Below are 22,022 nucleotides of genomic sequence, written 5' to 3' on the forward strand. Positions count from 1 at the left end.
TTGCCGCCTCCTAATCTAATTTCTCAAGCTCAGCTACTGCATTGATTATTGCTTTGTTTTCAGGATTGTCTTTCTCGATCATTTCCTTTATTTTGACAAGCAGCTTACTTCGCTCTTGAAATTTCTGAAATAATAACAGCTTCTCTTCATACTCTTCAAGCATTGCTTCAGTTCGTTTAATATTGTCGTAAACCGCTTGTCTACTAACATCGTATTCCTCTGCAATCTCTCCAAGTGAAAAATCATCCAGGTAATAAAGGGACATATAGCTTCGCTGCTTAGGAGTCAACAACGATTGATAAAAATCGTAAAGATAATTCATTCTCGTTGTCTTTTCTAACATCCCTACTCCCCCTTGTTAAGTGAAAAGCCTTTACAATAGTTAGTTTACCTAGAAGAACATTACATGTCAATAGAAAAGCGGAGGCGACTAGTTCTTCCGCTTTTTCGCTTCCAGCAGTCTATTCATTCGTTCTGCACGTTCTTCAGGTGTAACAATCTCCTCTGGCTTTTTCCGTTTTTTTCTTTTGCTTGCAGCTAACTGCTTCTCCTCGGATTGCCTATCCTGTTTTTCCTGGTTGTCCTCAGCTCTGTTCGCTGTAATTTGCTTTCTATTATGCGATTTACTTTTTAATTGAACACTGCCTTCCTTTTCTTTTAATTTTGGTATTTTATTATTTACAGAGTGGCTGATAATACGAACTAACCCAAAACGACGGACGGCTATTTCGATAAAAAATAGCAGAAATGCAGTTAAAATGAGCCATTGGCTAATGGGCTGTTTTTGATGACTTTGCTGATTAAGCGGCCTGAATGTATCCTTTTCAGAAATTAGCTCTTTTCCACCAGTGAGGTTCGATAATTCTTTGAGCAGCTTTTCATTAGGTCCATTTAATAAATATTCATCTGAATATGGAAGTGTAAAGCCAGTTTGATACGTATGAACAGCCCCGTTTTGATCGGTTTGCTTCACACTAAGAAAAAACATTCCAGTGCGGTTTGGTATAGCTAACTCATATTTACCTGGTGCGACTAGCTTTGTATTTGAATCTATTTCTTCTCCATCTTCCGAAACAATCGCAGCTTCAATTGGGAGTGTTTGGTTATTTACTGATTCCAGGTCTATTATCGGATTTCCATTTTTCTTATCAATAGAAATTCGATATGGTTCACTTTCATATTGGGGCAAAGTTTTCGTTACCATTTGATTAATAAATGATGCCCAGTTTTCCCAATGAGCCCAATCCCCAGACCATTTTCCAGAAAAGTCAGAAGTAAAAGCAATTGTATGTCCCATCCCATACTGCCATTCAGCAAGCACTGGATCATCTTTTTCACTGCTAATTGGAACTTGTGCTCGTGACTTGGGTGTTGTTGCAATATACGCATTCATCTTTGGAACCCCTTGCTTGAATAAAGGGGACAAATCGGGATTGCCTTGGATCTTTGGGAAGAATGGATGATCTTCTATATACGTCCTTGTTGCCATTACTGTTTCGCGTGAAAGAATACTTGGGATAACCGATGAATCTGTGACATCATAAAAACGACCTGTACCCATGGACGCCAAGTCTTCCAGCAGACCTCTATCCGCATCCTGCCCAAGGGCTACCGTCGATAAGGTAATATTTTTTTCTTTTCCTTCTTCAATCAGTGATTCATAATCCCCGCCTGACGATGATTGACCATCAGTCAATAAGATAATATGCTTTCGCTGCAGGCTTCGTTCCTCCAACTCTTCATAGGCCATTTCAAGTGAGGAATAAATTTCTGTCCCTCCCCCAGGTGTTACAGAGCGAATTTTATCCGCGGCTTTCTTTTTATCTTTCAAAGCATTAGTTTCAACAATTACCCATGGCCGGTCATCAAAAGCGATAAATCCTAGCGTATCTTCCTCTCGCAGCAATTCAACAGACCTTGCTGCTGCTTCTTTTGCAAGCGCAAGCTTATTTCCGGACATACTTCCAGATCGGTCCATCACAATGACTAATCCAAGAGAAGGCATCTCTTTTTTCCCTTTAATATCCATATCAACGGGCAGAAGCTTTTCAATCGGTGTCTTAAAATATCCTCCAAGTCCAAAGCTCTCTTCTCCGCCAGCCATGACAAATCCTGTTCCAAATTCCTTTACTGCTTTTTCAATAAGATTCATTTGCTTCTCAGAGATTAAAGTAGCTGGAATATTATTAAACACAATCGATTGATATTGGATAAAACTAGACAGTTCAGTTGGTAGCTTTTCAGGAGGAATGGTTTCCGTTTCAACCCCAGAACCACTAAGGATTGATTCAAGGTTCCCCCCATTCATCCCTTGAACGATAAGGACTTTCGGAGTTCCTTTTACATTTGTGATAGCATGAAGAATGTTATTTTCAATAAAGCTATCATTTTCCGCAGAAACCTCACCTTTATAAACGGACAAGCCTGATGTATCTGCATGATGTGAAAAGGTATAAACATTTTTTCCTTCTTTCACATCAACCGTTTCCTTTAGAATTTCATGATTATTGGCCGAAAGCCGAATGATTGCCTTCTTATTCGCATTGCTGTTGATCGTAAATGAAACAGGTGCTTTCTCCCCTTTATATAGTGAAGGAGGAACATTCAGTTCAGTCAACGATATATCTTCATTTACCTGATTTTTTAAAAGTACGTAATCAAGCTCGATTTTTCTATTTTTTAATAGTTTCGCAGCTTCACTGCTGTCACCTGTTGTTTCATTTCCATCTGTAAGAAGGACTATTCTTCCGCTTGTATCTCTTGGAATTAAAGATGCGGCAAATTGGATTCCGGCTTCTAAATTTGTCTCCGTTTCCATTATCTTACTGTTAATTTCATTAATAGCGGTCTTTTGATTACGCACTTGTTGCTCTAATGAGACATTTTCTCCGAATACCGCAACCCCGAAGGCATCTTTTTTCTGTTTTATGTTCACGCTGTTTTCTATCCATTCTATCGCTTCATTTTCGGTCGTTTTCACACTTGCAGAACGGTCAATCAGAAAAATAACAGTCTCCCCATTTATAGGCATTACGACTTGGGGAACAGTCAAGGCGAGAATAAGCATTGTAAACACTATCAATCGAATACCTGCAATCCATCTCGCTTCCATTTTTCTCTCTTTTCTTTCGTTTTTTAAATAGAGAAAAAGAATATAAACAACTGGAAATAGAAATATAAATAGAATAGGAAATTTAAACTCTATACCCACGGCGATATACCTCCCATTCTAAAACAATTAAAACAAAAGCAATGAGAGCTAGCCAAAACCATAGCTGATCATTTGCTCTTTCGTGCTGCCCGTCTGCTTGGAGCTTATTTTCATTTATTACGAAAGAAGGCTCTGTGTTTGCATGCTTTTCTCTATCATCAAGAAGAACAGAAAAGTAGTATACATATTCCCCAGATACAGCTTGATACGTACCTGGATAAATAGGTGCTCGAAAGCTTTCTTTTTTAAGATTGAGGGAATACAAATTTTCGTCTTCATCATTGAAGATTTCCCAGCTCTGACCATCTTCACTTGTATTAAGCCACTTTTCTTCCCCTGGTCCAAAATAGCCCAAAAAAGTTGTTTGCTGTGAAAGCCATTGAAAAGTATTATATAAAAATATAGGAAATCCAGGCTGGAGAGGCCAGTCTGAATCAGCCAATGAAAAATTTATAATAACGATTGGCTGTCCATTTACTTTCCCTTTTTGAATTAATGGAACATCTCCACTGCTAACAATCGTTGACCAGTCGCCCTCTGGTGCTGTCATGGCAGACTCGATATACACTTTTTCGAAATCCACATACTGCAGCAAAGAATCTTCTTCTGTCGTTATCTCTTTCGTCAGTTTCACTTTTTCCCCCTGTTTATTAAAAAACAGGACCGGCTGTTTTGGCAGCTCTAACAATCGGCTTCCTTCCGATACAAAAATTCCGCTCACAGCAAGATCATTCATGATTTCTGCATTTGTTTGCAGCAAATCTGCCCCTATTGTTTGAAATCCTTTAATTGCAAACGAATTTACATTGCCAACCGTATATACCTTTGGGTTCATCTCTGTTTGAATAGAAGCAGAAATATTATCTAATGTATAGCCATCTTCGTTCGTGATCACTCCTTCATAATAGGGCTTCTCCTTTAATTTTGGGATCTGAACCACAGATTGAGCATTGCCCTGAATAGAGATATTCTGCTTAAAGAGAACGTCTTCTTCACTCTTCACGATAAAATGAACGTCTTTTTCCTTATCTGATTGATTTTCAATCACAGCTATGCCTGTTGCTTGATCATTAACAGGTGATACCCCAAATGATGCAAGAGAAAGGTTTTCAATGTGATCACCAACATTATGTACTTCTACATATTGATCCTCCAAAATATGTTCAACTTGTTTTTCTGTCACTTCATCTGAAAAAATATGAACAGATGTATCCTTCCCAGAAGAGAGAGAGGCTGCCAAATGTATCGCTTTTTCTATTTGTTCATGATCATAGGACATTTCTAGGCTACTTACCTGTTGTCGAATAACAGCATGATCCGTTTCTTGACTTAAAAGGATTTCTGGCTTTTCACCAGCTTTTATTAATGTCACTTCCTGTCCCCCAAGACTGTCAACGAGATCGAGCATCTCTTTTTTCCCCTCTTCAAAACGTGTGTTCCCCTTATATTTTGCAGACATCGATGCTGAAGGATCAGCAATTAATATCAAATGCTCCCCCAGCTCAGCTTCCTCAAGCCAAAATGGTCTAACAAGGGAAAATAGGAGAAACAGCAAGGCAAGTAACTGCAGCCAGAATAAAAGATTTTGCTGAAGCTTTTTTAACCATGGAGATGCCTGCCATTCATTTAATACTTGTTTCCATAAAAAATTTGACGATATCGGTTTTTCAACATATTGCTTTCGGAAAAAGTAAAACAAAATAACTGCCGCTATAAAAATACTCAATGTGAAATATATGGGATTTAAAAATTGCATCACTTCACCTCAAATGATTAAGCCATTCCCAGAAAAATCACGAAATAAGACAGATTGCGCATCAGATTGATCAGTCACTAGCACGTATTGACCGCCATATTTAGTAGTCATTGTTTCAAGCTGCTGATTATGCTCCTTCAATCGTTTTATATATGATGCTACAATTGCTTTATTCATGCTTACATTTACTGCAGATTCTGTCTCGCTATCTATTAATCTCATATCCCCCTCATATGGAGGTGTATATTCTTCCATACTCAACACTTGAATAAACCAAATCTCCTGTTTGAATGAGGCCATTTTTTTCAGTAAGTCTTCTATTCCCTCCAATGGCTCAAGCCCATCTGTTATGATGATTGAAAGCTGTTGCTTTTTAGAAATGGTCATCGCTAAATTCTTAAAAAAATCTCCAGTCATTCTGGCTTCTTCAAGCTGCATAATTTCTAAAAAAGTCTTTTTGGCATAGACTGATCCTTTTCTTCTGACTGGCTCAACGACTGCTGAAGAGACAGGAGAAAAAAACAGGCGATCTTCATTATTCAAAACAATATAGCTAAGTGCAGCAGCTACTTGTTTGGCTAGCTCCCACTTTTCATCTATTTTTCTCATTGATGAAGACTGATCAAGATAAATAGCAATCGAAAGCTCCTGCTCATCCAAAAATCTCTTTATATAATGTTTCCCTGTACGTCCATAGACATTCCAGTCAATTTGCCTTACATCATCTCCAGGCTGATACATCCGAAAGTCAGAGAATTCCATAGAGGAACCGAATTTATGTGATTGTCTTGAGCCTTTATGCATGCCTCTTTTTCTTGTTTTCACTTTTAAGCGCTTTTTTTGCAATTTGCTAATCAATGCTTGCAGCTTATCCATTAACTCCTTGCTCCTTGGACAAGATTATTTATAAGATGATCAATAATGTTGTCTGCTTGAACACCATTTGCCTCCCCTTCAAAATTCAAGATCATACGATGTCTTAAAACAGGTTTTGCCACTTGTTTAATATCTCCTATCGATACATGATATCTTCCAAAACAGAGTGCTCTTGCTTTTGCCATGCTGATTAAGCTTTGCAGTCCCCTAGGGCCGCTTCCATATTGTATATATTGCTTTACCACTTCATCTGCCTCCTCTGAATGTGGATGTGTAGACGAAATAATATTTATTGCATAATCGATGATCTCATCAGAAACTAAAATTTCCTTTGCAAGCATTTGCAAGGTTATTACCTCTTCAAGCGACGCGATATTATTTAAATTGTGTGTCTCTATGCCTGTTGTCCTCCGTACAATTTCCCGTAATTCTTCCTTCGAAGGATATTGCACATGAACCTTGCAAATAAAGCGATCTGTTTGGGCTTCTGGCAGCGGGTAGGTCCCTTCCATATCAATTGGGTTTTGGGTGGCAAGAACAAAAAACGGCTTTTCCATTTGTTTCGTTTCACCCATAATGGTCACTGTTTTTTCACCCATTGCTTCAAGCAGTGCGCTTTGAGTTTTCGGGGTGGCACGATTAATTTCATCTGCTAGAATGATATTGGAAAATAATGGACCTTCATGAAAAACAAAGTTTTGTTTTCCTGACTCATCTGGCTGCAGGAGCATCGTCCCTGTAATATCAGAAGGCATAATATCAGGTGTAAATTGAATTCTTGAAAATCCTAAATCCAAGCATTCAGCGATTGTTTTAATGAGCATTGTTTTTCCAAGACCCGGCAAGCCTTCCAGGAGCACATGCCCACCAGCTATAATGCTCCATAAAACTTGATCTATCACTTCATCCTGTCCAACAATAAATAATTGGATTTCTTCCTTTACCTTCGTTATCATTTCAGCTGCATTCGTAAATTGCAGTTCCTTTTCCGTTGTCGCTGACATTCACGTCACTCCTTGTTTGGATCGATATTCGTAAAGTAATTTTTGACGATTTCCTCTAAATCAGCTGGCAGCTTATAGCGATCTGTACTTTGTCTGGATGCTTTTTCATATTCTCCATATACCTCGCTATAAGGCCTTATGGTTCCTTTCAAAATGGGACCTGTTCCATCTGATTGCTGTCCAGACTGACCTTCTCCCATGGTTCCATGATCGATTTCCACATTTTCCATGCCTGCCAATTGATCTGGAATGGTAAGCATTTCTCTTGAGCCTTGACCAGTACCTGCACCTGAACCTAATCCGGTCCCTGAGCCTGATCCACCAGAACTTGATCCCGAACCGTTCCCTGAGCCATTTCCTGATCCGTTGCCATTTCCTTCTGCACCATTCCCTCCAGATGAGCCTTGTTTACCCTGACCAGGATTCTGTGCAGTTCCGCTGCTAGCGCCAGACTGCCCAGCCGGATTTGTTCCCTGGGCAGCCGTTTGCCCTGGAGGAGCAAATGCAAGCTGACTAGGCGGCTTGCCATTTGCCTTCATTTGGTTTTGCAGTGCCATTCCTGTATTTTTTAAGGCTTCTCCAGCTGCAGATAGCGCTTTAAGTAATTCCTCCGATTCAAGTGCACGATCAATTTGTTCCATAAGCCGTAATAGCTGCTCTTCCGTCAGCTGGTCCTCGTTTTGTGAGAGTTGAGACAATGTCTTTTTCTGTTCCTTAGAAAGTTCATTCCACTTTTCATTTAATTTCGCAAGCTCTTTTTCAATTGAAGCTAAATTTTTTTGATTAATCAGCCTTTCAAGGTTTGTTAACCCGTTATTTTTTAATTCAGTTTTCCAGTTTTCAAAAGCTTTTTGTTCTTCCTTTTCCTTTATTGCCTTCAGCTCAATGTTCTTTGTTTGTTTTGCAAGTTCTTTCAAGGCCTCTTCAGCTGTTTTCTTGTCTGCCAGCTTATCCTTCATTTCCTCCAATGTCTTTTTTACTGCAGGTTCTTTTTCATTTTTTATTTGTTCATCTAGCTGTTTCTCAGCAATTTCGACAAGTTTTATTTCTTTTTCATACTGCTTTGCCATTTCCATTTTGTTATTAGGTGTCAGGAAAAGCAGGACTGATCCGCAAGTGAATACTAGAAAAAGAAGCAGCCATTTCGGCAGAAAATACTGCTTCTTCCTTTTTAGGACGGCTTCCTGGACATTTTTCATATATTGGATCGCATCGCCAACTAAAAGGGCAGCAATAATGCGCTCATCTTTCATAAAGTGATAAGCTGAAAGCACACGGTCATCTGGTACAAATTGATTATAGATAAAAGCCGAATCATAAAGACTCGGGCGGTTTCTCCAGCTCCGGAAAATAAATAAGATTACTGTTATTAAAACTAAGGCAAGCCAATAGAAATAGAAAAACGGCAATACTATTAAACGAGCAATGAATAAAAGCAGAAATGTCCCAGCTCCTGCCAGAAGTAACAAGAGCTGTGCCTCCTTTAAAACCATCTGCAAAAATAGCTGTCTTTGAACAGGCTTTATCAGCTTTTCATACTGCGTACGATTGTCCATTTATTTCAACCCTTTTTCATATTTGGACGAAGTTTTTTAATACTAAGCAGGATCGCCCCTATAAAGATCACCGAATAAGATATTACGTAAGCTATCCAAAGCGGAAACTCTATACCCGAATTATTCGATATTTCTCTAATTAATTCTGGTTCAAAAGTGCCTAAAAGGATTATGACTGGATTTATCATGGCAGCAAAATAAGCGAGTGGATTTGGTGAAGGTGTTCCTGACATTCCATATCCTTGTGAAAACTGCATGAAAATAATCATCAGAAAAGCAGTTCCGCCTACTAAAAATAATGTCACTCCATAGGTTGTTACCATCGAAACAATTGTTTTTCTAATGAGCGTAGAAAAAAGAACACCCAGGCTTCCATAAGCAATCATTGTAAAAATATAAAAGCCCAACGTCGTCAATACTTGCCCTGGAGAAATCCCGCCGAATAAAAATACAAAACTATATAAAGGCAAGCTGGCAACAATTAATAGCAGCAAATAAGAAACGGAAGAGAGAAGCTTGCTAAGAACAATACTTGCAGAACTTTGTGTTGTAGTCAGCATTATATTTAATGTTTGTCTCTCCCTCTCACTGCTGATTACCCCAGCTGTCAGCCCTGGGGTTATAAAAAGGATTAGAGCGAGCTGCAGAAATGATAACATCATAAACATCATTCGGCTCTGGTCTGGCTTAAAAAAACCTTGAGTATTTGACAAGGATTCAATAAATACAAAACCGACAATAATAATGCCGAGTGTGAGCAAATAAAAGAGAATCCCTAAAAAACTTTTAAACGATCGAAACCGCAGCTTGAATTCTTTATTTAGCACCGGGTTTATTACGAAGTTTTTCATGAAAGTTCAACCCCCCTTGTAATTTCCATAAAGACATCCTCAAGATCTGTTTCAACTTCTGAAAAGCTTGAAATCGCAATTTTATGATTGATCGCTCTCTTAAGCAATTCAGTTTGCTCATAATCAGTACCTTTATAAGTAAATTGCATTGTGTTTTCTGCTTCTCCGATGCTTAATTTGGAAACATTCGGATCATCTTCAAAAAATTGAGCCGCCTTCTCTATTTCCCCTATTATTTTTACAATAATTACCCTTTCACCTTTCAGTTTATCTTGAATATCTGAAACTGATCCTTCTGCAACAAGCCTTCCCTGATCAATAATGCCTAAGCAATCACACATTTCTGCAAGCTCAGGCAAAATATGCGAGGAAATGAGAATCGTTTTACCCATATGTTTTAACTCTTTTAATATTTCCCGCATTTCAACACGTGCACGCGGGTCAAGCCCTGAGGCAGGCTCATCAAGAATTAACACTTCTGGGTCATGAATTAAACTTCTTGCTAAGCAAAGGCGCTGCTTCATACCTCTTGAGAGTAAATCAACATAGGAATCTTGTTTATGGGTTAAATTTACAAGATCTAATAACTGCGGTATTAGGTTTTGTCTCTCAGAGAAAGGTATTCCATAGCTCGCTCCATAAAAATGTAAATATTCATTCGCCTTCAGCTGATCGTATACGCCAAAGAAGTCAGGCATATAACCAAGCTGCCTTCTAACCATTTTCGGTTCGTTTAAAATATTGTACCCATTAATAAAAGCAGTTCCTGATGTCGGTGCAAGCAGTGTGGCTAATATTGAAAACGTTGTTGATTTACCAGCACCGTTTTGCCCGACAAAGCCAAAAACAGTTCCTTTCTCTATTTGTAAATGAAGAGAATCCAGTGCAGTAAAATTTCCGTATCTTTTTGTCAGGTCAATAATTTCAATCACTGTGACACTTCCCCTTTTATAGTAATCGCTGGCAATTGAACATATGGTTCACCATTTGAGTTTTTTACCAGCTTTAGAATGATTTGTCCTTCTTCTGAAAGATATTGCCCTACTTCCTTCCCTTGATTTAGCTTTAGATTTGTTTGATCAATGGGCAGCCACTCTCCGGTTACGTTGTTCAGCAGCGAATATTTGATGAATTGATTATTAAACTTAAAAGCTAGTTCTTCTACTTTGATCGGTTTATTTACTAACTGCTGAGGTAGCTGGATCATATATTCATATTCTCCATCTTCAATCCCTATCTCTCTGCCTGAACCATTTGGACCCATATCAAATATTTGTCCAGTAATCACATTGAATTTAGTACTTAGCATTTCATTTTTCAGAGTAAACGAACCGGCAAACTCATTCTTAGGACGAAATGAATCCATAATAAGATTGATATTGTCCGTTTTAGTTTTTTTCCCTTTCATTTTTACATTGATAATTGCATCATTCGTAAAGCCGGCAACAACAGGATTATTTTCTGACCCACGCTCATTTAATAAAAATGAAGATGCAACATAAGTTAATCTATCTTTCTTCATTTTATTTAGGTCAGGATTTTGATTAGGATGCATATTCCCATGACCGGACACGTATGGTTTTGTTAACAAGGATTGTTTTACCTCTTTATCTACCTTGATTGTTTCACCTTTCCGAATGGCACCAAGCTTAATTTTTTCCGAACCTGACCATATAAATATTTCATCAAAGTCGTAGTCGAAGGTATTCTCGATTGTACCGGTGAGGCGTTTGTTCTGTACGGTAATATCTGCATGGAAACCGCCCTCCATTTTTTTACGTGCATTTCCGTAGATTGTTTTCGAAGACCAATAGCCAACATCCGAAAATACAATATCGGTTGTTTTTCGTTCATTTACATGTATGGCACCGCTGAGCGGATCATAATTTGAAGTATTGTTTGAACTAGAAATAGCATTAAATTCTCCAATTGGGATCGATAAAGTGTATTCGCCGCTTTTGTTAGAGAGTAAACTCGATGCCTGCAGCCCTGTTAATTGATGATCAGATACCTTGTAAACACCCATTTGATTCAGCTGCGGCCTGGCTATTCGATCTTTTGCCCCCAAACCAAATACAATCGCAGCCATAACAAAGGCGAGAGATGGAATGATCCACCAAGAATGTTCCCTTTTGTCTATCTTCCGTAATATAAAATAAAGAACGGGTACAATAATTACAATATAGCCAACTAGTAATCCGATTAACTGACCAATAGAGAATTTATTTGCATTAAAATATTCGTTCGTCTCCGCGAACTCCCAATACAAGGAATCATATATATTCGGTCCATAATTTGAAGGTGCTGCATTCACTTTATAACCATTATGAAGATATCTATCAAACCACGCGGCATAGCCTTTCCATGAAGAAAGCGGTTCATCCCCCAAAGAAAAACCGGTTTGTAAAATGACCCCATTCCCATATGGTTTCTTTACAGTTACTGGGACACCTCCGCTTTTTTGAAGAACCTCTGCCCCATCCGCTATTGCACCGGTAAAAGTGGTCAAGCTTTCAAAAGACTTCTTATCATCTTTTGAACCAAATATATCATTAGATGGAACAATTAATTCTTTGTCCATTTCCATCGGAAGAAGCGAATATAACTGCCCATATGATTGGAGACCATTCGGCGCTCCGCCAGCAATTAGAATTCCGCCTGATTCAACCCATTCTTTTATTGCTTCCTGCTGTGATTGTTCCAATTGGGAAATTGCATACTCATCAATGACCAAATAATCAATCAGCTCTAATCCTAAACCTTGCTCAGGCAATTCTTCCTTTTTTAGCTGAATCATTTCAGCTTGTGTTGAGGGAAGGATTCTTAACTCCTTCAAACGATCATAGTTTTCACTCAGTACACCAATAACTGTCTCACTCGGATCAATAAATTTTGGCTTTAGTCGATTGTCCCCTTTAAATTTGATATTTTCCCCTTTCCGCCAATCCCCTTTAAATAGGTGAACAGTTGATTGATTTTGATAGTTTGAAGGCTGATCATCAGTTAATCCCGGTAAAGAAATTTGATATGTCTTTGTACTATTCTTTGAAATATCAACATGTAACGCAATAGATCCTCCCATATTCCATGAAGGATTAAACTGGATGATTAAGTCTCCACTAAATGCTTCTCCTGAATTTTCTACACTTATCAAAAGCGGGAAACCCTTCCCAATTTTCACTTTCCCATTTAAGCCTTCATCAATCGTTACTTTCATTTGAGAATCCTCAGCCTTGGCTGTTTGGTCAAATAAATTAAAAGACAAGAAAATACTGATTAGTAACATAATGGCAACTTTTCGGCTTCTATGCATCAAAATCTCCTCCAGTAATAAAATTCCATATTTAATTGACGATAAAAATAGAGAAAAGTTCTCGCTTTTCATCCTTTTTACCGTTCTCCGCTAATTGGATCCATATAATAGACGAAAATTTTCAGAATACCCCTACATAATAATAAAAAAAGCATCTGGACCACTTTCTCCAGATGCTTTACATACATTCAAATATTATTTTTTATGCTTCCTCTTCAACTAAGTCTGCAAACAAACCATATACATACTGTTCTGCATTAAACTCTTGAAGATCATCCATTTTTTCACCAAGACCAACAAATTTCACTGGAATGTTCAGCTCATTTCTTATTGCAAGAACAATTCCTCCCTTTGCTGTTCCATCTAGCTTCGTTAATACAATTCCGCTCACATCAGTTGCTTCCTTAAATGTTTTAGCTTGGATCATTGCATTTTGACCTGTTGTTGCATCAAGAACCAATAATACTTCATGCGGCGCTCCTGGAATTTCTCGTTCAATCACGCGCTTTACTTTTTCAAGTTCTTTCATCAGATTTACTTTGTTTTGCAGTCTTCCAGCTGTATCACAAATAAGGATATCGGCTTTACGGGATTTAGCTGCTTGTACAGCATCAAACATAACAGCTGCAGGATCAGAGCCAGCACCTTGTTTAATGACCTCTACACCTACTCTTTCTCCCCATACCTCTAGCTGTTCAATCGCACCGGCACGGAAGGTATCACCAGCAGCCAGCAAAACCTTTTTTCCTTCATTTTTGAATTTATGTGCTAGTTTTCCGATTGTTGTTGTTTTTCCTACACCATTCACACCAACAAATAGAATAACAGTTAAGGAGTCGTCTTGCATGTTTAATTCAGCAGAACCATCTCCGCCTGCTTCGTATATTTCAACAAGCTTTTCTGATATTACACTTTGAACCTCTTGCGGATCTTGAATATTTTTGCGCTTTACTTCCATTTTTAATTCTTCAACAAGCTCCATAACTGTATCGAAGCCGACATCAGCTTGGATCAAAATTTCTTCAAGCTCTTCAAAGAAATCTTCATCTACCTTTCGATATCTAGCAACAAGGTCATTCACTTTTCCGGAAAAGTTATCTCGAGTTTTTGCTAACCCATCTTTAAACTTTTCTGTTACACTATCTGTTTGCTTCGTAATTTTTTCCTTTAACTTTTTAAAAAAACTCATGTTTTCACTTCCTTTTATTGGGTAACTAATTCCTTCGTTTCTTCCAAACGAACGGATACTAATTTAGAAACACCTGATTCCTGCATCGTGACTCCATATAATACATCCGCCTCTTCCATCGTTCCTTTCCGATGGGTAATGACAATAAACTGTGTTTCCGTGCTGAATCTTTTTAAATATTGGCTAAAACGGGATACATTCGCTTCATCAAGAGCTGCTTCCACCTCATCTAATATACAGAATGGGACAGGACGGACCTTCAAAATGGAGAATAAAAGGGCAATAGCAGTTAATGCTCGTTCCCCACCCGATAAAAGTCCGAGGTTTTGCAGTTTTTTTCCGGGTGGCTGTGCGACTATCTCTACACCCGTATTTAATAAATCTTCAGGATTTGTTAATTTAAGATCTGCTCGTCCTCCGCCAAATAATGAGCGGAAAACGGATTCAAAATGATCGCGTATTCCCTCAAAAGTTTCTTGAAAACGTTTTTTCATTTCTGTATCCATTTCATCAATTACTTGGAATAGTGTATCTTTTGCTTCCTGAAGATCATTTTTCTGTTCAAGAAGAAATTCATATCGTTCAGACACACGGTCATACTCTTCAATTGCACCGAGATTCACAGTACCAAGCTCTTCAATTGCCAATTTAATCAGCTTTACTTTTTTCCTTGCTTCTTCTGCTGAAATCGTCAATGGATATTCTTCCTTTGCAGCATCGAAAGATAATAAATATTCTTCGCGCAAATGGTTTAATCTATTTTCCAATTCAACATCAAGTCTGTTCAGCTTTACCTCTTCATCCTTTAATGCCTCAGTCATTCCTTTATGCTGTCTCTTCAGTTCTTTTGTTTCAAGCTCTAAATCCTCAAGTGCTGATTGCAGCTTTAAACGTTCTTCTCTTCTTGATGAGATTAATGCAATTGTTTCAGTTTTATCCTGAAGCTTTCTTTGGGCTGCATCTTCAAGCTGCTGTTCACCCGAGAAGCTGTTTGTCATTTCTGAAGATAGTAATTCTAAATCCTCTTTTATCATCTGAAGCTTCTCTTTGTTTGTAGACAATTCTGAAGAAAGTGAATCAAACCTATCCTTCACATGGTTCAGCTGCTCATTTTTTGAAGCAAATTTTACTTTTAATTCATTGATCTCAGAATGAAGTGTTTCCTTTGAGGTTTGCTGCAGGTTTTTCTGATCAGTTAGCCTATTAATTTCTATGTCATAGGATTGAATCTGATTTTCTATTTCCGACAGCACTGAATTTAACTCCGACTTTCGCGTTATCAATCTTGCCTCGTCTTCTGAAAACTGTGCCTTATCAAGATCATATAGAGATAATCTTTCATTTAAGCTTTTTTCTTCAAATTCTACTTCCCGCAGATCACCCTTTACAGCTTGCTCCTTCAGCCGAAGGTCTTCCCCAGCTTTTCTATGCATTTCAAGACTTTCTTCAAGCTTTTGAATATCTGACTTTAGCATTTTCACTTGCGCTTCCATGCTAAGTGTTTTCGTTTCCATGTCATTAATTCTTGTCTTTAATTCCTCAAGCTCACTTTTTCTGCTTAAAAGGGAGGAGGTTTTTTGCTTTAGTGCGCCCCCAGTCATTGAACCGCCAGGATTAACTACATCTCCATCAAGAGTAACGAGACGGACCCGATACTGCAGAATCTTAGCCAATTCATTTGCACCTTGTAAATCTTTTGTAATTACTACATTCCCAAGCAAATTATTAATTGTTTCTTTGTACTTTTCATCCGCTTCAATTAATTTTGCAGCAACACCAACGAATGAAGGATGATGCTGAATAGACTGAAGCTGACCAGAATTTATGAATTTTCCTTTAATAACATTAAGAGGAAGGAAGGTTGCTCTGCCATAAGAATTTTTCTTCAAGTATTGGATTGCATCCCTGCCGTCCTTTTCAGATTCAACAACGATGTGCTGCGTTGCTCCGCCTAAGGCTGTTTCAATGGCTATCTCATAATCCTTAGGCACTTGAATTAATTCAGCAACAGCACCCTCTATCCCGTTTAGCTTATTTCCTCGTGCCTTCAAAACCTCTTTTACACCTTGAAAGAAGCCTGAATAGTCATCTTCCATTTCCGTAAGCATTTCTTGTCTGGATTTTGCCTTCTGCAAATATTGATAAGCTTGATAAAGTGTTGTTTCTTGTTTTTGGTAATTATTTTTTGCTGTTTCCAGTCTTCTTTGCTCATCTCTAAATTTCTTTACCTGCTCGTCCAACTCATTTTGAACGCTTTGAAGGAGAGATTGAACGGTTTCTTTCTTTTCAATAATTGTTTTGCGCGTTTGGATAAACCCTTCATTGTCTTTTTCAAGCCTAGAAGTTCGATAGCCCAGTTGGCTCTCCTGCTGTTCAATGTTTTGCAGTTCATTTTTAGCTGCCGCTTGTTTACTTAGAACTTCAATGTAGTCACTTTTAAGTGTTTCAATCTTTTCCTCTGTATTCTCGCTAAATAGCTTAAGCTGTTCTTGTTTTTTCTTTAAATCCTTTTGCAGTACATTAGCTGCTTGTTCAATTTCTATTAATAGTTGTGATTGTTTTTCTTTTTCTCTTGTCAATTCCAAATCTTTTTCTGTTAACTCTTCTAAACTTCTATGAAGCTGTTCTTTATTCTGAGAAGCATTTTTCTTTCGCTCTTTTAAAACTTCTTTTCTACCTTCAAGCTTTTCAAGCTCTTCACTCGCATGGAGCAGGACATTCTGCAAATCATTAATTGATTCATCAATCGCTTGTGCATGATCTCTTAATTCCTCAATTTTTGCTTCTTTACTATGAAGTGCTGCTGAATGCTTTATCTCATTTTGCTTATGAAATTCTAATTCCTGTGAAAGTTTCTCCCATTTCGAATGTAAATCCTCGATTTCGAAAACAGTTAGTGCCACTTCAATTTTCTCAAGTTCATCCTTATGCTCTAAATAATCCTTCGCAATGGATGCCTGGATTTTTAATGGTTCTACTTGAGTTTCTAATTCATATACTATGTCATTCACACGGTTTAAATTTTCTTGCGTTTCAGAAAGCTTTCCCTCTGCTTTTTTCTTTCTCGTCTTATATTTAAGAACTCCAGCAGCCTCTTCAAAAATGGTTCTGCGTTCTTCAGCCTTACTGTTCAGAATTTCTTCCACTCTTCCCTGACTAATGATGGAAAAAGCTTCTCTTCCTAAACCTGAGTCCATAAATAAATCAATAATATCTTTTAACCGGCATGACTGCTTATTTATTAAAAATTCACTTTCACCAGAGCGATATACCCTTCTTGTCACACTCACTTCATTATAATCAATCGGTAAACGCTGATCCTCGTTATCTAAAGTGAGCGTAACCTCTGCAAAGTTTAATGCTTTTCGGGAATCGCTCCCAGAAAAAATTATATCTTCCATTTTTGCGCCGCGTAATGATTTTGCTGATTGTTCCCCCAGCACCCAGCGGATTGCATCGGTAATATTGCTCTTCCCGCTGCCATTAGGTCCAACTACCGCTGTGACCCCAGGAACAAAATCAACCATGATTCTTTCAGCAAACGATTTAAATCCAACAACATCTAACCGTTTTAAAAACAATTGCTGCTCCCCCTCACCCCAGGGCATTGCTTCCCTAGTTCTTTTGTCTTTACGTGTGACTTTTTAACACCTCAAGTGCCATCTGGGCAGCATGCTGCTCTGCTTCTTTCTTCGACCGTCCTGTTCCGATCCCTAATTCTTTGCCGTTCATTGATACTCTCGAAACAAATTCCCGATTATGTGCAGGTCCTTTTTCTTGTAATATTTTATATTCAATTAAACCAGCTCCATCCCGTTGAATGAGCTCTTGAAGCTGACTCTTAAAATCCATTACATGCGCAAATGCGCCCGAGTCGATTTTCGGAAAAACAATCTTCTCCAGAAAACGAATGACAGTTTGCAGCCCTTGATCTAAATATAGAGCACCAATAAATGCTTCAAATACATCTGCAAGCAGGGCAGGTCTTTCCCTCCCCCCAGTCATCTCTTCACCTTTTCCTAAAAGAATCAATTTCCCAAATGACAGATCATGTGCAAATGCCACTAATGAAGGCTCACATACGACGGCAGCCCTTAATTTCGTTAATTCTCCTTCACTCATCATCGGATATTTAAGAAATAGAAAATGAGAGACAGTTAATTCAAGAACCGCATCTCCTAAAAATTCTAGTCTTTCATTATCTTCATGCGGTTTACGTCGATGTTCATTTACATACGATGAATGGGTGAATGCTTGCTTTAGCAGTTTTTCGTTTTGAAACTGAATTCCCAGCTTATTCTGAAATTCTTTAAATTGCTTATCAATTGAACGAATCATACGTTTTTCTTTGTCTTTCCCATTATTGTGCATATTGTTCACCCTTGTTAGTTATAAAATTGTCATCTATCAATAGCTATTCCCGTTTTCACAGAATAAAGCCCCGTTTTACGAACGGAGCTTTAAGAATACCGTATTTACTGTCCACAATTACCTAAAAATATAACCCAGGTAATAATGGACAGGAAATACGAATTTTTAGTGCAGTGAGGGTAATTTGTACCCTCACTGAAAAGTTTAATCGTATCCCTTAGATTATTGTTTCGCTTGTATGTAGTTAACAGCATCACCAACTGTTGCAATCTTTTCAGCGTCATCATCAGAGATTTCCATATCAAACTCATCTTCTAATTCCATTACTAATTCTACTACATCAAGGGAATCAGCGCCAAGATCATCTTTAAATGAAGCCTCAAGCTTAACCTCTGATTCTTCAACACCAAGACGGTCTACGATAATCTTCGTTACGCGTTCTAATACATCTGCCATACTTATTCACCTCCCCTCAAGACATTATAGAGTATTTTTCACAAATAATAAATGCTCCATAATCAATTTTATTAAGCAAATGTTTAACACCTTGCATATCATCAGATGTGCAGCACTTACATCACCATTCCGCCATCTACATGAAGAGTTTGTCCTGTCATATATCGGCTGTCCTCAGATGCTAAAAACACAGCAACATTCGCAATATCTGAAGGCTCACCGAAACGCGCTAAAGGAATTTGTTTTAACATTTGATCCTTTACGTCTTCAGTTAGCTTGTCCGTCATATCAGTCGTAATAAATCCAGGTGCAATCGCATTAACAGTGATTCCGCGTGATGAAAGCTCCTTTGCCGTTGACTTCGTAAGACCGATAACGCCAGATTTAGCTGCAACATAGTTAGCTTGTCCTGGGTTTCCGCTCACACCTACAATAGACGAAATATTAATAATTCGTCCGCTGCGCTGTTTCATCATTTGTCTTGTAACTGCCTTTGTACAAAGGAAGACCCCTTTAAGATTGATATTAATTACATCATCCCATTCTTCCTCTTTCATTCTCATAAGAAGGTTGTCTTTTGTAATTCCAGCATTGTTTACGAGAATATCAAGCTTTCCAAAGATGTCAATCGTTTCTTTCACCATATGGGCAACAGACTCGCTATTTGAAACATCACATTGAATTGCGACAGCATTTCTTCCAAGTTCCTTAATCTCAGCAACTACTTGATTTGCTCTCTCTTCGCTCCCTGAATAATTAACCACAACGTCTGCACCTTGCTTAGCAAGACCTAATGCAATCTCTCTTCCAATACCGCGAGAAGCACCTGTTACAAGAGCAGCTTTTCCCTCTAGCTTCATTGACTTTCCTCCTTTAGAGACTCAATAACTTCAAGACAAGTATCTTTGTCTGAAACAGCATGAATTCGTACCGTTTTATCAATTTTCTTTACTAAACCAGAAAGAACTTTGCCTGGTCCGATTTCGATAAATGTATCTACACCTAAAGAAATCATTTTTTGAATAGAATCCTCCCATAAAACAGGGTAATATAATTGTTCAATTAATCGGCTCTTAATTTCATCTGATGAAGACATTTCCATAGCTGTAACGTTTGCAATCACAGGAACTTCAGCATCATTTACAGAAATTTCGTTGAGTATGCCTTTAAATTTTTCTGCAGCAGGTTTCATAAGCGTAGAATGAAATGGACCACTTACAACTAAAGGCATTGCCCTCTTGGCACCTGCTTCCTTTGCTTTTACTGACGCAAGCTCAACCCCTTTTTTGGAACCAGAGATTACAATCTGACCAGGACAATTTAAATTAGCTAACTGGACTGGGTGTCCCTGATTTGTAATTTCTGTTGTAACAGCAGCAAGTTTATCTCGATCAAGACCTAAAATTGCCGCCATTGATCCTTCTCCATTCGGGACAGCTTCTTCCATAAATTCGCCTCTTTTTCGTACAGCGTATACGCCATCCTCAAAGGAAAATGCCCCAGAAGCAACAAGTGCAGTATATTCACCAAGACTATGTCCAGCAACAAAATCTGGTTGAATTCCAAATTGTTTAAAATACTCCAAGATCGCAATACTAGTTGTTAAAAGGGCAGGCTGTGCATTTGTTGTTAACGTCAGCTCTTCCTGTGGACCTTCAAAAATAAGGGTAGAGAGCGGAAATTTCAGTCTCTCATCTGCTTTATCAAATATAGACTTAACTGTTGCATCCGATTCAGCTAAAGATTTGCCCATTCCTACTGTTTGTGAACCTTGCCCCGGAAATAGAAATGCTATTTTTCCCATTTCAATTCTCCTTTTTCAAGTTTATTTTGATGCTTCCTTTTCCACTGCTTCTTTTATCGTTTGTGAAACTGCGTTTTCAACCATGTTTCTTGTTTGTCTGACGGCACTAAATAATGCATTCGCATCGGATGAACCATGCGCTTTAATAACTGGTGCCTTCAAGCCAAACAATCCAGCACCGCCATATTCTGAGTAATCCATTTTTGATTTTAATTGAGCAAGATCTGGTTTCAGAACAGCTGCAGCCATTTTACTTTTAAAGCTGCTAGTAAGTGCAGTTTTCATCATTTTAAAAACAGAAAGTGCTGTCCCTTCAATCGTTTTAAGGACCATATTGCCAGTAAAGCCATCGGTCACTACAACATCTGCCACTCCATCCAGTAAATCTCGTGCTTCTACATTGCCAATAAAATGAATATTTGCTTGCTGTAGAAGTTCAAAGGTATTCTTAGCTAGTTCATTCCCTTTTTTCTCTTCTGTTCCTATGTTCAAAAGGCCTATTCTCGGTTTAGATATTCCGCGTACCTTTTCAGCGTAAATAGAGCCCATAATGGCGTATTGCAGCAGATGTTCTGGTTTTGCATCCACATTGGCACCTACATCAAGAAGCAGGAATCCTTCTCCGCCGATTGTTGGTAATGTTGGTGATAAGGCAGGGCGTTCAATGCCTTCAATTCGGCCTACAACAAAAAGACCTGCAGCCATTAAAGCTCCTGTATTCCCAGCAGATATACAAGCATCTGCTTTTCCATCTGCTACCTGCTGTGCGGCAAGGACCATAGAAGCTGTCTTCTTTCGCCGAACAGCTCTAACAGGCTCGTCCGTAGGCAAAATGACTTCATCGGTATGTAATATTTCAATTCGTTCATTGGACGTTAAATATTGTTTTATTTTTATTTCGTCTCCAACTAAGGTAATGTGAATATCTTTATATTCACTTATCGCTTTCATTGCTCCAAGAACAATTTCTTTTGGGGCATGATCGCCACCCATTGCATCAATTGCTATTTTCATATATCTATAACTTCCTTTGTTATTAATTTGAAGAGAAATCTAAGATCTTCGTCCTGTTTCTGAACGAAACATTTCAAATTCACCCATAAAGACAAGTTCATTATTAACAAAGCTAGTCACTTCTACAATCGTTCTGCCCTTTTCTGTATCTATGTTGACTACCCTTGCCTTCGCAATTACCCTTTCATTTTGTTTTACTGAGCGGGTAAATTGGATATTTGCTTTGGCAGTTAAAGCTAGTTCATCATTGATTAACGCAACTGCAAGCGAATTTGCCTGGGCAAATAAATGATGCCCTCTGGCAATCTGGTTTCTTCTAAAAACATGCTCTTCTTTAATATCCAATATGGATATCGCTGTTTTATCCAGCTCTATGTCAATAATTTCTCCGATAATTTCCTCTATCGGCAGTGCCCGCACTTCATCATCAAATCTTTTTTCAGCGACATTTTTTATACGTTCGCGCAATTCAGGGATCGATAGCTCAAGACGGTCCAAACGAATGGTTTGAACACTAACCGTAAACTTTTCCGCAAGTTCTTCATCCGTTACAAAAGGATTTTCCTTTATTGTTGTACTTAATAATGCTTGCCGTTCCTTTTTATTTCTTTTCATTTAACA

At 38.3% G+C, this 22,022-nt stretch carries 17 protein-coding genes; all 17 read right to left on the minus strand.

Annotated features, from left to right (window positions below):
* Window positions 1-10 precede the first annotated feature (10 nt).
* The 17 genes from C1726_RS01200 to fapR all read right to left on the minus strand — a co-directional run bounded on the left by C1726_RS01200 (window position 11) and on the right by fapR (window position 22,016).
* Window positions 11-343: a putative DNA-binding protein gene (locus C1726_RS01200; protein WP_102271483.1), complete on the minus strand. Its 333-nt coding sequence runs from the start codon at window positions 341-343 to the stop codon at window positions 11-13.
* An 87-nt stretch (window positions 344-430) separates the two neighbouring features.
* Window positions 431-3,211 (minus strand): VWA domain-containing protein, encoded by a 2,781-nt coding sequence (locus C1726_RS01205; protein ID WP_102271484.1) that lies wholly within the window; start codon window positions 3,209-3,211, stop codon window positions 431-433.
* Entirely contained in the window at window positions 3,195-4,967 is a 1,773-nt protein-coding gene (locus C1726_RS01210; RefSeq protein ID WP_102271485.1) for a vWA domain-containing protein, read from the minus strand. Before C1726_RS01210 ends, C1726_RS01205 begins: the two co-directional genes overlap by 17 nt.
* Before the next feature lie 9 nt (window positions 4,968-4,976).
* A complete protein-coding gene (locus C1726_RS01215; RefSeq protein ID WP_102271486.1) occupies window positions 4,977-5,843 on the minus strand; it encodes a DUF58 domain-containing protein in 867 nt (288 codons plus the stop codon).
* On the minus strand, window positions 5,843-6,847 hold the full coding sequence (locus C1726_RS01220; protein ID WP_102271487.1) for an AAA family ATPase: 1,005 nt from the start codon (window positions 6,845-6,847) through the stop codon (window positions 5,843-5,845). Before C1726_RS01220 ends, C1726_RS01215 begins: the two co-directional genes overlap by 1 nt.
* A gap of 5 nt (window positions 6,848-6,852) precedes the next feature.
* On the minus strand, window positions 6,853-8,403 hold the full coding sequence (locus tag C1726_RS01225) for a hypothetical protein (RefSeq protein WP_102271488.1): 1,551 nt from the start codon (window positions 8,401-8,403) through the stop codon (window positions 6,853-6,855).
* 5 nt (window positions 8,404-8,408) lie between these two features.
* A complete protein-coding gene (locus C1726_RS01230; RefSeq protein ID WP_102271489.1) occupies window positions 8,409-9,254 on the minus strand; it encodes an ABC transporter permease in 846 nt (281 codons plus the stop codon).
* Window positions 9,251-10,186: an ABC transporter ATP-binding protein gene (locus tag C1726_RS01235; protein WP_102271490.1), complete on the minus strand. Its 936-nt coding sequence runs from the start codon at window positions 10,184-10,186 to the stop codon at window positions 9,251-9,253. Before C1726_RS01235 ends, C1726_RS01230 begins: the two co-directional genes overlap by 4 nt.
* Window positions 10,183-12,567, minus strand: a complete 2,385-nt coding sequence (locus C1726_RS01240; RefSeq protein ID WP_102271491.1) for a hypothetical protein — start codon at window positions 12,565-12,567, stop codon at window positions 10,183-10,185. Before C1726_RS01240 ends, C1726_RS01235 begins: the two co-directional genes overlap by 4 nt.
* 202 nt (window positions 12,568-12,769) lie before the next feature.
* Entirely contained in the window at window positions 12,770-13,756 is a 987-nt protein-coding gene (gene ftsY / locus C1726_RS01245) for a signal recognition particle-docking protein FtsY (protein ID WP_102271492.1), read from the minus strand.
* A 14-nt stretch (window positions 13,757-13,770) separates the two neighbouring features.
* Window positions 13,771-17,337, minus strand: a complete 3,567-nt coding sequence (gene smc / locus C1726_RS01250; RefSeq protein WP_102271493.1) for a chromosome segregation protein SMC — start codon at window positions 17,335-17,337, stop codon at window positions 13,771-13,773.
* 49 nt (window positions 17,338-17,386) lie between these two features.
* A complete protein-coding gene (gene rnc, locus C1726_RS01255; protein WP_102271494.1) occupies window positions 17,387-18,127 on the minus strand; it encodes a ribonuclease III in 741 nt (246 codons plus the stop codon).
* Between the two features lie 222 nt (window positions 18,128-18,349).
* Complete coding sequence (locus C1726_RS01260; RefSeq protein ID WP_053475633.1) at window positions 18,350-18,583, minus strand: acyl carrier protein; 234 nt, start codon at window positions 18,581-18,583, stop codon at window positions 18,350-18,352.
* 116 nt (window positions 18,584-18,699) lie between these two features.
* The gene (gene fabG / locus C1726_RS01265) at window positions 18,700-19,443 is read right to left on the minus strand and encodes a 3-oxoacyl-[acyl-carrier-protein] reductase (RefSeq protein ID WP_102271495.1); all 744 of its coding nucleotides are present in this window, start codon (window positions 19,441-19,443) and stop codon (window positions 18,700-18,702) included.
* Window positions 19,440-20,387 (minus strand): ACP S-malonyltransferase, encoded by a 948-nt coding sequence (fabD, locus tag C1726_RS01270; RefSeq protein WP_102271496.1) that lies wholly within the window; start codon window positions 20,385-20,387, stop codon window positions 19,440-19,442. Before fabD ends, fabG begins: the two co-directional genes overlap by 4 nt.
* 21 nt (window positions 20,388-20,408) lie before the next feature.
* Window positions 20,409-21,401 (minus strand): phosphate acyltransferase PlsX, encoded by a 993-nt coding sequence (plsX, locus tag C1726_RS01275; protein WP_102271497.1) that lies wholly within the window; start codon window positions 21,399-21,401, stop codon window positions 20,409-20,411.
* 39 nt (window positions 21,402-21,440) lie between these two features.
* Window positions 21,441-22,016 (minus strand): transcription factor FapR, encoded by a 576-nt coding sequence (gene fapR, locus C1726_RS01280; protein ID WP_102271498.1) that lies wholly within the window; start codon window positions 22,014-22,016, stop codon window positions 21,441-21,443.
* Between the last annotated feature and the right edge of the window lie 6 nt (window positions 22,017-22,022).

Source organism: Cytobacillus massiliigabonensis, from assembly GCF_900199725.1.
GTDB classification, from domain to species: domain Bacteria; phylum Bacillota; class Bacilli; order Bacillales; family Cytobacillaceae; genus Cytobacillus; species Cytobacillus massiliigabonensis.

Excerpts from the sequence above, each read along its gene's own strand:
- C1726_RS01215 (WP_102271486.1), bottom strand. The coding sequence starts at position 5,843 with ATGGATAAGCTGCAAGCATTGATTAGCAAATTGCAAAAAAAGCGCTTA.
- C1726_RS01200 (WP_102271483.1), bottom strand. The coding sequence starts at position 343 with ATGTTAGAAAAGACAACGAGAATGAATTATCTTTACGATTTTTATCAA.
- C1726_RS01240 (WP_102271491.1), bottom strand. The coding sequence starts at position 12,567 with ATGCATAGAAGCCGAAAAGTTGCCATTATGTTACTAATCAGTATTTTC.
- rnc (WP_102271494.1), bottom strand. The coding sequence starts at position 18,127 with ATGCACAATAATGGGAAAGACAAAGAAAAACGTATGATTCGTTCAATT.
- C1726_RS01225 (WP_102271488.1), bottom strand. The coding sequence starts at position 8,403 with ATGGACAATCGTACGCAGTATGAAAAGCTGATAAAGCCTGTTCAAAGA.
- C1726_RS01210 (WP_102271485.1), bottom strand. The coding sequence starts at position 4,967 with ATGCAATTTTTAAATCCCATATATTTCACATTGAGTATTTTTATAGCG.
- fabG (WP_102271495.1), bottom strand. The coding sequence starts at position 19,443 with ATGAAGCTAGAGGGAAAAGCTGCTCTTGTAACAGGTGCTTCTCGCGGT.
- plsX (WP_102271497.1), bottom strand. The coding sequence starts at position 21,401 with ATGAAAATAGCAATTGATGCAATGGGTGGCGATCATGCCCCAAAAGAA.
- C1726_RS01230 (WP_102271489.1), bottom strand. The coding sequence starts at position 9,254 with ATGAAAAACTTCGTAATAAACCCGGTGCTAAATAAAGAATTCAAGCTG.
- C1726_RS01260 (WP_053475633.1), bottom strand. The coding sequence starts at position 18,583 with ATGGCAGATGTATTAGAACGCGTAACGAAGATTATCGTAGACCGTCTT.
- fapR (WP_102271498.1), bottom strand. The coding sequence starts at position 22,016 with ATGAAAAGAAATAAAAAGGAACGGCAAGCATTATTAAGTACAACAATA.
- C1726_RS01220 (WP_102271487.1), bottom strand. The coding sequence starts at position 6,847 with ATGTCAGCGACAACGGAAAAGGAACTGCAATTTACGAATGCAGCTGAA.
- fabD (WP_102271496.1), bottom strand. The coding sequence starts at position 20,387 with ATGGGAAAAATAGCATTTCTATTTCCGGGGCAAGGTTCACAAACAGTA.
- ftsY (WP_102271492.1), bottom strand. The coding sequence starts at position 13,756 with ATGAGTTTTTTTAAAAAGTTAAAGGAAAAAATTACGAAGCAAACAGAT.